The organism is uncultured Psychromonas sp., from assembly GCF_947489755.1.
Lineage (GTDB): Bacteria > Pseudomonadota > Gammaproteobacteria > Enterobacterales > Psychromonadaceae > Psychromonas.
The window spans coordinates 16,379-32,938 of record NZ_CANLFB010000039.1; the positions used below are offsets into that span (position 1 = coordinate 16,379).

Here is a 16,560-nt window from a genome sequence, read left to right on the forward strand (position 1 = left end):
TAGGCAGTGAATACTAAATGCCTTGTGATTTTTTTTTGAAAAGTAAGCAAGCTGAAATAAAACTAAATATAATGTTGTCTGTAATGATCAAAATTAAGCAATAAATACAGTTAAAGGTAGCAAGTCTATTTTTCAAGTAATCTATTTGCCAAGCAACTCTATTTATCAAATAACGTTATCGCATTTAAATTAATCCTTTTCGCAATATATAACGCATCAATTTTAAAATTTATGCTCAAAGTATTAATCTAATTGGTATTGGTAATATTTGACCCTAAGGCGCATTAAAAATGAAACTGCAACACACAAAAAAGCCGTTAAATAGCGAGACACTATTTAACGGCTTTTTATGATTTATTAATGCTTAATAAATATAACTTGGCGGAGTAATAAACCCTTGGTAACCGTTTGCGTGTAGGCCTCTTAACCTATCTAATTGTTCGGTATCTTCTACTGCTGTAATAATAACCTCAATACCTACGCCACGTGCTGTATTGATAACTGCTCGACTTAAGGCAAGACGTTCTGTAATTTCATCAACTTCCATATCATTACTTGAGTTACATGATAATGATTGATCTAATTTTACATAGTCTGGTTTGATAGTTTGTAAATAAGCAACGGAGCCCATTTCTCTTCCGTAATGGTCAATACCAACTAGGCCACCGTTTTGTTTTATAATATTAGTGAATAGCTGACTCTGTTTTGGATACGTTAAGACAGTGCTTTCCTGTATTTCAAAATGAAAACGTTCAGGATTTTTTTGTCGACTAATAAATATACCTAACCAATTATGGAAATTAATATCCAATACACTATCTTGTGTAATATTAATGGCTACTTTTTCTTTGTTAGCTAATAGTGTTGGATGTTCAGCGATATTTTTAAGTAAAGATTGATCAAATTCACTGCCTAACTCTAACTGTTCAATATAAGGCATGAATTGAGCTGCGCGTATTACATTTTCTTCAACTTTTAAACCACTGTATATTTCACGCTGAAGTACACTATCGTTTTCAAACGACATGGCAGGATGCCATTGTAATAAGAAGTCACGTTGAACAATCGCTTCTTGTAACAGATCTCTCCATTGCGCTAATTCTAAATCTTTCTCTTCGTTATTTTCAAACCAATGACAAACTTCATTGTTATTTAATGCAGATTGTAATGCATCGTCTGCACTGCCTAATAATTTAGAAGCACTCATTCCTTGGGTTCTCACCGCAACACCGATAGAAAACTGCTCTTGATCTTTATAGTTTGCACTGATCATTGCTTGATTAATCAAACGAATAACATTTTGTACAAATACTTTTAACTGTGAAGGCGAGGCTTTTGTTACTAAGAAAACAAACTCTCGGCTAGAAATACGTGCAATCACACAAGGCGCAATAGTAGGTAATAATTGTTGCATTTCCTTAGCTAAGATTCGAATAGTGTTATCTCGTACTTGATAACCAAACTGCTCGTCTATTTGCTCTAACCAATCTAATCGTGCAATCAGTACACCACCATAGCCGGGATCTTTTATCCAACTACCAAGCTGTGCGTTTAGATATAAACGATTAGGAAGTTGCGACACTTTATCTGTTAGTTTTTCATTTTTTAAAGACACAACTTCTGTATCTAATTGCGAAAACATAGTTTGTAACTGACCTGACATACTATTAATCGCCAAGACGACTTCTTTAAGTTCTATGGTATCAGGCGTTTCTAAATCAGGTTGAAACTCACGTTTTGCAATTAACTTAGCCTGCCCAGCTACTCGATGTAATGGTGCTAATATTTTTTTCAATCGGAAGCGTAAAATAATTAAAGATAAAATAAATAATAAAGTTAACGTAATTAAGGTATCACGCATTACTTTCCAAAGCTGGCTATAGCCAATTGCAGGATTCGCTTCTAATTTTAACGTCGCTAATTGTATCCAGCCATTGGTAATAGTGCTTTCGGTGCTTTGTGGGCCAAATAACTCTAAGTTTAAAAACCATTGTGGAACACCTTCCACTTTAATCGGGTTATCCCAGACTTGGGTTTTATCACTATCTAACCATGTGAGACTCACTTTTTTGTAAAAGCCACCTTCAAAAATAACATTAATTACCGTTTCAGCAGAAGCAACATCACCTGTTTCAAGGTGAGGCTTCAACATTAAAGTTAATGCATTTGTGGTATTATTTAAGTCAGACGAGATCTGGCTTTCCATAAACCCTTTTGTTTCGGTAAACTGAAAATACGCCAAACTCGTCACTACTAGTAAGAATAATCCTAGTAATAATGAATTGATCTGATTAAACAGTGTCATAAATAAGTTACTCCATTGATGTAACAGGTTGCTTTAATTGATTAAGTCCCATACGAAGGTTTAAATCATTCCATCGTTTGAGTCGACTTGGTTTTCCTGCGACACGGCCTTGTCTTTTTTCATTGTTTAACCATAACTGTTTACCGTTAAAGCTATACACAGGGATTAAATCTTTGCGATTATTCGCTTTCTTTATTCGACCATCGATATTATCTAAGATCAATGGTTCTGATGTAGGGGTTGCATAATAAGCAACAACCATATGGTATTGATTTAATGTAAGCGATTTAACCATCACTATACGTAATTTATTATCTGCAATACCGATTGCTAATAGGCTAAAGTATTTCGCTAAAGCAAAGTCCTCACAGTCACCTGCATTTACTCCAATGAACTCAACGGGTGTAGCCCAATAATTATTGAGTCCCCAAAGCTTTTTATCAGTAGTAAATCGTAATTGATTAAAAAAACGATTAGTACTTACTAGTTTTTCTTGCTCATCTTTATATTGCTTATTAAGTATTTTTAACCAAGCGGTTCCTCGTTTAGCAGCACGGTCACCATAATTTTTTTGCAGTGTAGAAATAAGCGCTTTGCTATTGAAATTTAATGAAACACTTGCATATAAGTAATAACTACTCGTATATGCAAGTAAACCAATAATCAGTGCTTTTATTAATGAAGCGCGTTTCCAGTGCATTAAATAATTAATTACTGTTCACGCTGATCAACACTATAAATATTCCATTTCATATCAACAATTTCTTTACCACCAACAATTTCAGCAACAATACGTCGATTTTGTGCGTTCACATAATCATCATTACCTTCAAATAATAACTGGTCAAAGCCAAAACCTAGTGCATTAACTCGGCTACTGTCGATTCCATATTGTCTCACTAATATTGACTTAACGGCCTCAGCTCGACTTAACGATAATGCTTTATTATGTTGGGCAGACCCAACGATACTAGTATGGCCTTCTATCGAGACGTTAACTGATTTATATTCTTTCATTAAACCCGCTAGCTTTTCAATTTCAGGATAATATTTATTATCAACGACAGATGAGTTATTTTCAAAGTTAACTAATAATTTAACGCGAATCTTTTCAATAAGATCAGTTCCACAACCATTATTATCTACTGCAGCACCTGCGATAGTATCAAGGCAATTATCGCGAGCAGTAATAACACCGTCACCTTCAGGATCTGATAAATCGTATAACTGTGTAGTCGGGGTTTCAGACACATCAATAACCTGATGTGAACAAGCACTTAATAATAAAACACTCGCTAATAGACTAACCTTTTTCATTGTAAACTCCTCCTTCAAATTGCTCTTCACCCTTCCATGCTTCAGGACGAGTTACACGTAAGGAATCAAGTAATATTCCCATAGCATGTAATATACGATATTGAGCAGTTATCTCTGCAAACTCAGCTTCTAAGAAGTCACGACGTGACTCAAAAAGTTCATTTTCAGTATCAAGCAAGTCTAGTAGGCTACGTTGTCCAACTTTAAACTGTTCTTTGTAATCATCTTGTGTATCTTTTGCTGCAATAACATGTATTTTTATGTATTTCTTTTGCATATTTAATAATTCAAAAGCATCCCATGACAAAATAAAACCTTCTTTAACTTCTCTATGAGCGGTCATATTTAATGCTTTTGCTTGGTTAATTTTATAAGCGGTTTCTTTTGCATAAGCAGTGTCTTTACCACCTGCAAACAAGTTGTATTTAAAACGAATCATAGCAACAACTTCATTATTTTCACCACCAACACCATTACCAGTATTAGATCCGTCAACACCATCAATATTATCGTTAAAGTTACCATCAACTTCAAAGGTCACATCAGGATAATAATTAGATTGAGCAGACTTATATTGAGCAGTAGCAGATTGAATATCGTTACTTGCAGCCCAAACAGAAGGATGATTCTTAAGTGCAATTTCAAGACCTTCAGCCTGCGTAGCAGGTAACATACTGCTATCAGGATATGGAATAACAAGGTTTTCAGGTGTTTGATCGACTACACTATAAAACTTTGTTTTTGCATCTAAATAGTTATTTTTAGCTGCAATTAAACTAGACTCTGCTTGCGCTAAACGACCACCAATTTGTGACAAATCGGCTTTACTGCTAAAGCCTGAGTCGGTACGTTCTTTAATTTGGTCATAAATATCAATATGAGACTGTAAATTTCTTTCTGATAGGGCAACAAGTTCTTTTGTTTGCATAAGCTCAACATAAACTTTAGTCACTTCTAGGCTAATATCTTCAGCGATTGAATGTAATCGCCATTGTTCGGCACTTGTTGCAAAACTAGTACGATCAACTTCACTACTTGTTTCAAAACCACTGAATAGATTTTGTTTAAAACTTAAACCTAATTCTCTTCTAGTCAGGTTCTCTGTATTATTACCAGAATCTCCGTAACCCCTAGTCGTTACACTATCAGTGTATTCACGACCAATACCACCCGTTAAATCAAGTGTTGGGTAATAACCAGCTTCAGCTTGCTCTACTTTTTTTTCACTGACTTTAAAGCGCGTAAATGCCTCATGAATTTCAGGATTGCTATCTAAAGTATGTGCCACTGCTTGTTCTAATGATTGACTATTTGCTTGCAAAGGAAGCAATGTTAGGGAACTAAAAGCAACTAAGCCAACTTTCTTAGTTATTCTACGTTTGAATGCTTTCATTCTATCTCCATATCCATATCCATATCTAAATTTAATATTCACGTAACGCCATTTCTTTGGCTCTTAATATCGGGTTAAGTATATATTCAAGTACTGTCCTTTTACTCACCATCACATCAACACTGGTTAACATTCCCGGGATAATAGGCATATCAATTTTATTATCTCTATTCATATTCGATTCAGTTGTGCGAATCCTAACAATGTAAAAGCTATTACCTTCTTCATCTTGTGTTGTATCGGCACTAATTAGCTCAACGACACCATCTAGGCCACCATAACGAGTAAAGTCATAAGCTGTGATTTTTACACGGGCCGGTAAACCAACATGAATGAACGCAATATCTTTTGGAATCACTTTTGCTTCAACTAATAGTTTATCTTCAGTTGGTACAATTTCTAATAATACCTGACCAGGCTTAACTACACCACCCAATGTATTGATATGCAAAGTTTTTATAGTTCCAACTACTGGGGAAGTAATCAAAGCTTTACTTACTTTGTCTTTAACTCCCACTTGCGCTTCAGTAATACTTGATAATGCAGCTTGTTTTTCATTTAATTGTGCACGTGCATCGGTACGAAAGTTAAAGACAAGTTCACGTCGTTTTAGCACAGACTCTTCCAAAGCAGATTCATTCCTTGGTATTTGAGCGCGTAGTGCATTTAATTCACCATTTAATTGATTAACAGTACGTTGTAACTTTAAGAGTTCGACTTCAGGTACGATATTTTTTTTAGCCAATGGGCGCGTAAGTTTAAGTTCTCTATTCGCGTAACTCAAACTACTACGTAAGGTTCTGATTTTTGATTCTAATTCTTTTATTTCTTGCTCGCGTTGAAGAATTTGTTGAGCTTGAATAGCCACTTGATTATCTAAGCTATTTAAACGCCCAATATATTCATCTTGTTGACGTTCGACTAAAGTTGCTGCTGTCGTTTTTAAGTCTTCTGGAAATTCTAGTTTCTTTTGTTCTATTTTTATCTGTAATTTCCAATCTTTTGCATTGGCAATTAAGATACTACTCAGCTCAGCTCTTAAGCGAATAATATCCGCTCTTAATGCATCAACTTCTTGAGTTTGCTGCGCCATATCAGAACGGAAACGAGTATCATCAATACGAGCTAAAGGCTGCCCTTTAGTAACGACCATCCCTTCTTTAACATACAATTCTTGTAAAATGCCGCCATCTAAGCTTTGAATGATTTGTACTTGAGAAGAAGGTACAACTTTACCCTCACCTCGTACAACGCGATCTAACTCTGCAAAATAAGACCATACAAAAAAACAAACAAATAAAGCCGTTAATGCCCATATTGTTAAACGTTGTGCAGTGGGTGTTTCAGTGAGCATTGCACCATAAACATCATCAGCCATTTCTAAATCTTGCTTAGATATTTTCATGATTCAGCTCCTTTAGTTGCAGTAAACTTCCCAGCTGAAAGTTGTTCTAAAACAGCATCTTTAGGCCCATTTGCAACAATTTTACCGTGGTCAACAATGATAATTCTATCCACTAATTGTAATAAATGCATTTTATGGGTAATAAGTAATAAACTACGATTTTTAACCGTTTGTTTCATTGATAGGATAAATTGTTTTTCTGAACGAGCATCTAAACTTGCTGTCGGTTCATCGAGTAATAAAACCTGCGGATCATTCAAAATAGCACGTGCTAATGCCACTGCTTGACGTTGTCCCCTAGAAAGTGAAACACCTCCTTCTCCTACTTGTAAATCTAGCCCTTCTGAAGCTAAATCTGTAAATAAACAAACACCAGATAATTGCGCCGCACGTAATAATTGGTACTCCGTGACTTGACGTGTTCCAAATAGAATATTGTCTTTAATAGAGCCGTGAAATAAAGTGATATCCTGTGGTAAATATCCAATGTTACTGCGCAAATCACTTGGGTGTATTTGTTCTTGATGTAAACCATCGTAACGTATACTGCCTAGCGACGGTTTATATAAGCCAAGAATCAATTTGGCTAGAGTCGTTTTACCTGAACCATTACGCCCTATAATAGCAATTTTTTCACCAGGCTTAATTTGCAAAGAGAATGGATATAGCGCAGTTTTTTCAACATTAGGATATTTAAATGAAACTTGCTCACATTCAATATTACCTTCAAGTTTATTACGACTAACAAGATGACCTTTATTCTCAAATTCACTTTCTTGTTTCATAATGCCGTCTATTTGACGTAATGAACTCATTGTTTGGTTATAGCGAGTCATTAGCCCTGCTATTCTTCCCATTGGCGCAATAGCTCGACTTGATAACATAACAGCAGCAATAATAGCCCCCATTGAAATTAACCCTTCAGAGACTCGGTACACACCTAACACAATAACCGCGATTACCGTCATTTGTATGATAAAACTGGAAACGTTAGAAACTGAATTGGTTACCATTTTAACTTTCAGTTGCCACTTTGAAGTATGGCCAACCATTTGTTGCCAGGTATGTTGAATAAGCCCTTCTGCTCCGTTCGCTTTAATTGACTCTAAAGAGGAGAGACTTTCAATTAAATGACCGTGTTTTAAGCCTGAAAACTTATTACTTTCTTCAATCGCCACTTTTAATTTAGGCTGTACCGTTAAGCTATAGCCAAGAATAAGGACGGTCGCGATCACAGAAAAATAAGCTAAATCACCTGCAACCAACCATATGATAAAAATAAAGAGAATTGAGAATGGTAAGTCAACTAATGCAGTAATGGTTGCTGAAGATAAGAATTCACGAATACTGTCAAACTCGCCAAGTTGACGAGCCATTCCGCCAATACTAGATGACCTTTTTTCAAGCGGTATACCGATTGCTTTTGCAAATAATTTTGATGATATTTCTACATCAACTTTTTTACCTGCAACATCAATTAAGTAGGCTCGAATTTGCTTTAAAATAAAATCAAAAATATATGCAACTGAGGCACCAATTGCTAAAACCCATAAGGTTTCAAAAGCAAGATTAGGCACCACTTTGTCATAAACGTTCATAATAAATAAAGGCGATAACAAGGCAAATATATTAATTAAAATAGAAGCAATAATAACATCACGATATATCGGTGCAGACTCACGAATACTATTCCACAACCAATGAATGGTTGTTTCTTGAATATGGACATCAAAATGACGATCTCCATGGTACTTTTGTTTAATTAAAAATAAGTAGCCAACATATTCAGCTTCAAGTTCCTCAATGGAGAGCACTTCTTCCCCACCAGTTTCAGGAAATGAAACTCTCACTTGGTTTTTAGCTAAATCTAACTCATGTAAAATACAAGCCCGTTTATTCTTAAGCATTAGAATACAAGGCAACAACATATCCGGTAGCGTATTTAAGCTTCTACGATCGAGCTTAGCACTTAAACCTGCTCGACTTGCTGCTTGAGGTAAAAGCTCAGGAGAAAGGTGTTGATTAGTTAATGGCAAACCTGCCGCTAATGCCTCTGCAGAACAAGGTGTCGCGAAGTACTCACTTAATAACACTAAACAATCTAATAGAGGATCGTGTCCAATACGAGTTGATGCATTAATTTCCCATTTTTCTTGTTGAGCATTGTTTGGATTCAAAGTTGATCCTTTATTATAATAATGATGGTAGTGCTACTTTAAAACAGTAATAGCACTACTTATTAGCGTATAAAATCACTTTAACACTTTATAAAGATTCTATCCTATATATCAATGTAATATCAAATAATACCTTCATCTGTAGTATCGATAGTTGGTGTGGTTGTCCCTGTATCGACGACTGTTTCAGTAATAACTAAAGCGCCGCTATCATAGAGACTATTAATAACAGTTTCCACTTCATCTGCTGTTAGTGACCCAGTATGAGTCACACCATCTAATTGAGTATCTTCTAATACAATCGTTGTACCTTTATAAGTATCATAAGGGTTTGCGTTAATATCATTACTACTAACACTTAACGTTGTATCTGTACCATCAAAACTAATATCGAAGTATTTACCTAAATCACCTTCAGTTTCCCCTTGTAAGAGGTCACTTAAATCTAATTTATCGCCTTCTTCAACATTAAAATCGGTAATGCTATCAGACCCATATGTATCACTATCTGTCCAAATAAACGTATCAGCACCATCACCACCAGTCAGAATATCAGTGCCGATACCACCGGTAAGGATATCATCTCCTAAACCACCATCGAGAGTATCTGCACCGCCTTCACCATAGAGTTCATCATTATCTGAATCACCAGAGATGGTATCGTCATTATCCCCACCAAATATTTGGTCGTTACCTGCACCACCGCTTAACGTATCATTACTCGAATATCCGTAGATAGTATCGTTACCAGTTCCACCATTAATAGTATTAGCATTACCATCACCTAAAAGTACCTGGTCTTCACTCGACACAGTATCGACCTCATCAACAGGTTCAACAGTCTCATCCGTTGGTGCAGTAGTATCATCTACAGTATCTGCATCAATCAATCCAGATTCAGCACTATGCGTAACGGTGACATAAGCGGTAGCAGTATTAGAAATATTGCCATTTTCATCAATAATATTATAAGTAAATGAATCTATACCTGTGTAATCAGCATCAGGCGTATAAGTCACACTACCGTCTGTAATAGAAACCGTACCATTCTCTGGTTGACTGATGGAGTTTATAGAAATCCCTTCACCTGTATCATTAGCTAATAAATCAAGAATAACAGCAGTATTTATTTCAGTACCTAAAGTACCATCAGAACTAGATAGATTCTCTGCAATCCAAATATTTTCACCTAATGGTAAACTCATATCTAATACAAGTTCATAATCACCACCTTGGTCCCAATAAATGATCTCTATAGAGTGTAAGCCTTCAGTTATGTTTAATGACAAACTAGTTTGAGCACTTGATGTTATGTCAGAAAATGTAATAACTGACTCGCCATCAATAATAAGTTCAAAACCATCATCATGGCTAACATCTATTGTATATATTCCTGTTTCTGCAACATATAAGTTACCTGATATCTCCAGAATACCATCAGTCGCTGTTTCTGAAGAGCCACCATCAATAGTTACAATCGACTCAGCATCGTTATTTAAGAAAGTAACCAGGTTATCAGGTATTCCATTCTCATTGACACCGTCAGCGACACCAGAGTTTTGATCAACTGCACCTGTATTTTTATAATCAAGCTCTGTAGAGATAAACGAAATATCAGCTATAGGGTTATTTGCAATATAGTCTTTGACAGTATCTATAGAGGAAGTGTTTTGGCCTTCAAGTGCTTCATCATATCCCCAGTATTGACCAGTAAGGCCAGATTCTAATATTGCATCGTCAGATGCAACGGGTAGAGTTTCAGCTTCAGGCTCAACATCTCCATCAACACGAAGTGTTATATTTGCAGCACTGCTTTCAGTACCATCACTAATCGTGTATTCAATATCAAATGTTTGAGAGTCGCCATCACTTAATGTAGCACCTATTGCTTCGCTAGGTGTAAACACAACTTCACCATCAACAAGCTTGCCTGTGCCGACCACAACACCATCAATAGTAATATCGACAGCATCGCCACCTTCTGTGACACTTTGCCCTTGGATCTCAGTAATAGTAAGCTCGTCATTATCGTTATCACTATCGTTAGACAGTACATCAATAGAAATTGAGCTGTTTTCGTCAGTGAAGATGTCTCCTTCAGTTATATCAGCGTCTACTTCCGGTAAATCATCGGTCACATTAACAATTTCATCTGCATCATCATAGTTAAGATTAAGTCCAACAACTTCAGTTGTTTCACTACCGTCTGCCTGTGTTCTTGTAAACGTAATTTCATCTGCGACGGTTCTAGATAGCGTCATATTTTGTACTACATAAGTGCCATCAGAACCTGATGTTGTTAATTCAAAAGAATCCACCGGTGAATCGTTGTCAAAAGTAAAAGTATAAGTATCTACATAACTACCACTTTGTCTATAAGAAGATTGTGTCTCAGAGGTCCCATCTTCAAAATAAGCGGTAATACTAACTTGAGTTGCATTATTACTGGTTTCATCAAAATAACCACCTAAACCATCAAGAGTAAAAGACACTGAATTAATATTTTCACCTTCGATATCAATAACAAGCGTTTCTCCTTGACTTAATCCGTTACTATCCCCGTTACCAATACCGTTACCAATGTGTGTATTTCCATTCCAGGCCGTTAGTACTTGCGAATCGTTAGCGGCAGTAGTTAGAAGCGAAGTTGTAATGGTTGCATTATTAATGGTTGTAGTAACCTCTGTCCCGTCACTATTAACCGTTCCCCAATCACTCACATTAGCTTCAAAGCTTGAAGATCCATCATCACCAAATGAACCAACACCAATATCAATAGAGTTCAACTGTATTGCTTCTTCATCTGGAACAAATTGCACTTCAGACTCAGAATCATATTCTTCGCCAACCACCATATCAACCCACACCCCATCGACAGAGACTTGCATTGTGCCGTATTCTGGCTGCTCATCTAGACGAATAGTTGTAGCGTAAGTTGTTTCAGTATCGTCAGTTGCAACAGGCGCATAATCAACACCATTAATCGTAATGTCAATCTCTTGAGTATTTCCATCAGTCGTATTCACCGTGATGGTATCTGTTAATGTTTGACCATCATCAAGTGCTTGAATCTCTGTTTGTTCATTATCAGCAGAATATGTCCAGTTACCATCAGCATCAATAGTGAGTTCACCGTAAGCACCTTCTACAGTTTCATTTGTAAAAGTAGTGATATCGGCGGAATCTACATCCGTAATGTCTAATACACCAGTAACGGTTAAAGTTGATGGATCCGTATCTTCTGTTACTTGCCCTGTCGTATCACCTGTCACAACAGAGATGTCGTCAACACCATTGATGGTGACGGTAATATCTTGCGTTACACCATTTAACGTAACGGTATAAACTTCAGTTAATGTTTCACCCTCACCTAAATATTGAACGGCGCTATTATCAACTTCGTATGACCAGTTACCATCAGCATCAATAGTCATTTCGCCTAAGGCTGTATCACTAGTATTTGTCGATGAAAACGCCACGGTAGGATCAAAGTTTTCACTATCATTCGTATCAACATCTGTAAAGGTTAATGTGCCACTATCAGTTAATTTCCCATCGCTATCAGCAGTATCTTCGGTCACTGAAGCGACATCACTATCACCTACTAGTGAGTTAACAGTAATTTCTGTAGGATCTTCTGCTCCTTCAATAATCACGCTGATTGCTTGTTCAGTGCCATTCACTGTGATAACAAAATTTTCGGCTATACGCTCTCCAGCATCTAAATATTGAACCAGACTATTATCAACGGCATACGACCAAGTTCCTTCATTTGTAATTGTCATGACACCAAGTTGCCCAGAGTCTGATGACGAGTTTACAAACGCTACTGTCGCCTCGAAGTTAGCGCTGTCGGAATCATCAGCATCAGTAAATTGAAATAGGCCAGTATCGGTAAGTTGTCCCGAAGTAACTTTGTCGTCTTCTATGACTTCCCCTCGTTCGAAAACCGTGCCAACAGGTTGTATTATTGTTGGATCATCAGAGCCATTAATCGTAATAGTGATATCGTGAGTCGTGCCATTTAATGTAACGGTATAAACTTCTGTTAATGTTTCATCTTCACCTAAATACTGTACTGCGCTGTTGTCGACTTCATAAGACCAATTACCATCAACATCAATAGTAATTTGTCCTAATGCAGTATCGCCTTCTTCAGCTGGAGAAAATTCAATTGTAGGGTCAAAGTTTTCGCTGTCTGTTGTATCAACATCCGTGAAGGTTAATGTGCCGCTATCAGTTAATTTACTATCCGTTGTTACATCAATATCTTCTGTTACTTCACCTAGGTCACTGTCTCCATTTTCAACGGTAATTTCGGTTGCATCTTCCACACCATTAATAGTAATGACAATGGCTTGTTCAACACCATCACTGGTGGTCACCGTAATAGTATCGGTTAGGAATTCTCCATCATCTAATGATTGGATAGCCGCTTGGGTGTTATCCGCTGCGTATGTCCATTCACCGTTTTCATCGATAGTGATATCACCGTAAGTGCCTGTCACTGTCGCTGCTGTAAAGGTTGTGGTATCTGTGGTATCAACATCGCTTAACGATAAGGTGCCTGTTGTACTTAACGTGGTTGCATCCGCATCTTCTGTTACTGCGCCAGTATCGTCGCCTGTCACAACAGATAAATCGTCAACACCATTGATAGTAATAACAATTGCTTGTTCAACTCCATCGCTAGTGGTTACCGTAATAGTATCGGTGAGTGTTTCACCTTCATCTAATGCTTGGATAGCCGCTTGTGTATTATCTGCTTCGTATGTCCAACTACCATCGGCAGCAATAGAAACTGCACCGTAAGCACCCGTTACCGTTGCTGGCGTAAAGGTCGTTGTATCTGAACTGTCTACATCACTTAACGATAATGTGCCCGTTGTACTTAACGTAGTTGCATCCGCATCTTCTGTCACTGCGCCAGTATCGTCGCCTGTCACAACAGATAAATCGTCAACACCATTGATAGTAATAACAATTGCTTGTTCAACACCATCACTGGTCGTCACGGTAATTGTATCGGTGAGTGTTTCACCTTCATCTAACGCTTGAATAGCCGCTTGTGTATTATCCGCTGCGTATGTCCATTCACCGTTTTCATCGATAGTGATATCACCGTAAGTGCCCGTCACTGTCGCTGCTGTAAAGGTTGTCGTGTCAGTGGTATCAACATCGCTTAGCGATAAGGTACCCGTTGTGCTTAACGTGGTTGCATCCGCATCTTCTGTTACTGCGCCAGTATCATCGCCTGTCACAACAGATAAGTCGTCAACACCGTTGATCGTAATAACAATTTCTTGCTCAACACCATCGCTGGTTGTCACCGTAATAGTATCGGTTAATGACTCACCGTCATCTAGCGCTTGGATAGCCGCTTGTGTGTTATCCGCTGCGTATGTCCATGCACCGTTTTCATCGATAGTGATATCACCGTAAGTGCCTGTCACTGTTGCTGCTGTAAAGGTTGTCGTGTCAGTGGTATCAACATCGCTTAGCGATAAGGTACCCGTCGTTGTTAACGTTGCTGCATCCGCATCTTCTGTTACTGCGCCAGTATCATCGCCTGTCACAACAGATAAATCGTCAACGCCGTTGATAGTAATAACAATCGCTTGCTCAACACCATCGCTGGTTGTCACCGTAATAGTATCGGTTAATGACTCACCGTCATCTAACGCTTGAATAGCCGCTTGTGCATTATCTGCTTCGTATGTCCAACTACCATCGGCAGCAATAGAAACTGCACCGTAAGCACCCGTTACCGTTGCTGGCGTAAAGGTCGTTGTATCTGTGGTATCAACATCGCTTAACGATAATGTACCCGTTGTGCTTAACGTGGTTGCATCCGCATCTTCTGTCACTGCGCCTGTATCGTCGCCTGTCACAACCGATAAATCATCAACGCCGTTGATAGTAATAACAATTGCTTGCTCAACACCATCACTAGTCGTCACAGTGATCGTATCGGTGAGTGTTTCACCTTCATCTAACGCTTGAATAGCCGCTTGGGTGTTATCCGCTGCGTATGTCCATTCACCATTTTCATCAATCGTCACGGTGCCGTAGTCACCCGTGATAGATTCAGCGGTAAAGGTTGTCGAGTCAGTGGTATCAACATCGCTTAGCGATAATGTACCCGTCGTTGTTAACGTAGCTGCATCCGCATCTTCAGTTACTGCGCCAGTATCATCGCCTGTCACAACAGATAAATCGTCAACGCCGTTGATAGTAATTTCAATCGTTTGCTCAACACCATCACTCGTCATAACTGTGATCGTATCGGTGAGTGTTTCACCTTCATCTAACGCTTGAATAGCCGCTTGGGTATTATCCGCTGCGTATGTCCATTCACCGTTTTCATCGATAGTGATATCACCGTAAGTGCCTGTCACTGTTGCTGCTGTAAAGGTTGTCGTGTCAGTGGTGTCAACATCGCTTAACGATAATGTGCCTGTTGTGCTTAACGTGGTTGCATCCGCATCTTCTGTCACTGCGCCTGTATCGTCGCCTGTCACAACCGATAAGTCGTCAACACCGTTGATAGTAATTTCAATTGCTTGTTCAACACCATCGCTGGTTGTCACCGTAATAGTATCGGTTAATGACTCACCGTCATCTAACGCTTGAATAGCTGCTTGGGTATTATCCGCTGCGTATGTCCAATCACCGTTTTCATCGATAGTGATATCACCGTAAGTGCCTGTCACTGTCGCTGCTGTAAAGGTTGTCGTGTCAGTGGTGTCAACATCGCTTAACGATAATGTGCCTGTTGTGCTTAACGTGGTTGCATCCGCATCTTCAGTTACTGCACCTGTATCATCGCCTGTCACAACCGATAAGTCGTCAACACCGTTGATAGTAATTTCAATCGTTTGCTCAACACCATCACTCGTCATAACTGTGATCGTATCGGTGAGTGTTTCACCTTCATCTAACGCTTGAATAGCCGCTTGGGTGTTATCCGCTGCGTATGTCCATTCACCATTTTCATCAATCGTCACGGTGCCGTAGTCACCCGTGATAGATTCAGCGGTAAAGGTTGTGGTATCAGTGGTATCAACATCGCTTAGCGATAATGTACCCGTCGTTGTTAACGTAGCTGCATCCGCATCTTCTGTTACTGCGCCAGTATCATCGCCTGTCACAACCGATAAGTCGTCAACACCGTTGATAGTAATAACAATTGCTTGTTCAACACCATCGCTGGTTGTCACCGTAATAGTATCGGTTAATGACTCACCGTCATCTAACGCTTGAATAGCTGCTTGCGTATTATCCGCTGCGTATGTCCATTCACCGTTTTCATCGATAGTCACGGTGCCGTAGTCACCCGTGATAGATTCAGCGGTAAAGGTTGTGGTATCAGTGGTATCAACATCGCTTAACGATAAGGTACCTGTAGTGCTTAACGTGCTTGCATCCGCATCTTCTGTCACTGCGCCAGTATCATCACCTGTCACAACCGATAAGTCGTCAACGCCGTTGATCGTAATAACAATTTCTTGATCAACACCATCACTAGTCGTCACAGTGATCGTATCGGTGAGTGTTTCACCTTCATCTAACGCTTGAATAGCCGCTTGTGTATTATCCGCTGCGTATGTCCACTCACCGTTTTCGTCAATCGTCACGGTACCGTAATCGCCCTGGATAGATTCAGCGGTAAAGGTTGTCGTGTCTGTGGTATCAACATCGCTTAACGATAAGGTACCCGTCGTGCTTAACGTGGTTGCATCCGCATCTTCAGTTACTGCGCCAGTATCATCGCCTGTCACAACCGATAAGTCGTCAACACCGTTGATAGTAATAACAATTGCTTGCTCAACACCATCGCTGGTTGTCACCGTAATAGTATCGGTTAATGACTCACCGTCATCTAGCGCTTGGATAGCCGCTTGGGTGTTATCTGCTGCGTATGTCCAACTACCATCGGCAGCAATAGAAACTGCACCGTAAG

Annotated in this window: 7 protein-coding genes; all 7 read right to left on the minus strand. The window is 38.7% G+C overall.

The features are described 5' to 3' along the window. Positions 1-364: 364 nt before the first annotated feature. Complete coding sequence (locus Q0794_RS16310; protein ID WP_298943661.1) at positions 365-2,305, minus strand: EAL domain-containing protein; 1,941 nt, start codon at positions 2,303-2,305, stop codon at positions 365-367. Positions 2,306-2,312: 7 nt separating this feature from the next. Beyond that, positions 2,313-3,005 carry a transglutaminase-like cysteine peptidase gene (locus tag Q0794_RS16315; protein WP_298943663.1) on the minus strand — a complete coding sequence of 231 codons (693 nt, stop codon included), beginning with the start codon at positions 3,003-3,005 and terminating at the stop codon, positions 2,313-2,315. 11 nt (positions 3,006-3,016) lie between these two features. After that, positions 3,017-3,622: an OmpA family protein gene (locus tag Q0794_RS16320; protein ID WP_298943665.1), complete on the minus strand. Its 606-nt coding sequence runs from the start codon at positions 3,620-3,622 to the stop codon at positions 3,017-3,019. Continuing rightward, positions 3,609-5,015, minus strand: a complete 1,407-nt coding sequence (locus Q0794_RS16325) for a TolC family outer membrane protein (protein WP_298943666.1) — start codon at positions 5,013-5,015, stop codon at positions 3,609-3,611. The genes Q0794_RS16320 and Q0794_RS16325 overlap by 14 nt, the downstream gene beginning before the upstream one ends. A gap of 31 nt (positions 5,016-5,046) precedes the next feature. Beyond that, the gene (locus Q0794_RS16330; RefSeq protein WP_298943668.1) at positions 5,047-6,420 is read right to left on the minus strand and encodes an HlyD family type I secretion periplasmic adaptor subunit; all 1,374 of its coding nucleotides are present in this window, start codon (positions 6,418-6,420) and stop codon (positions 5,047-5,049) included. Next, complete coding sequence (locus Q0794_RS16335) at positions 6,417-8,597, minus strand: type I secretion system permease/ATPase (RefSeq protein ID WP_298943669.1); 2,181 nt, start codon at positions 8,595-8,597, stop codon at positions 6,417-6,419. Before Q0794_RS16335 ends, Q0794_RS16330 begins: the two co-directional genes overlap by 4 nt. A 122-nt stretch (positions 8,598-8,719) precedes the next feature. Then, positions 8,720-16,560, minus strand: a 7,841-nt coding sequence (locus Q0794_RS16340) for a VCBS domain-containing protein (RefSeq protein ID WP_298943670.1), incomplete at its 5' end; no start/stop codon positions are given.

Coding starts and splice junctions, on each gene's coding strand:
- Q0794_RS16310 (WP_298943661.1), bottom strand. CDS start 2,305: ATGACACTGTTTAATCAGATCAATTCATTATTACTAGGATTATTCTTA.
- Q0794_RS16315 (WP_298943663.1), bottom strand. CDS start 3,005: ATGCACTGGAAACGCGCTTCATTAATAAAAGCACTGATTATTGGTTTA.
- Q0794_RS16320 (WP_298943665.1), bottom strand. CDS start 3,622: ATGAAAAAGGTTAGTCTATTAGCGAGTGTTTTATTATTAAGTGCTTGT.
- Q0794_RS16325 (WP_298943666.1), bottom strand. CDS start 5,015: ATGAAAGCATTCAAACGTAGAATAACTAAGAAAGTTGGCTTAGTTGCT.
- Q0794_RS16330 (WP_298943668.1), bottom strand. CDS start 6,420: ATGAAAATATCTAAGCAAGATTTAGAAATGGCTGATGATGTTTATGGT.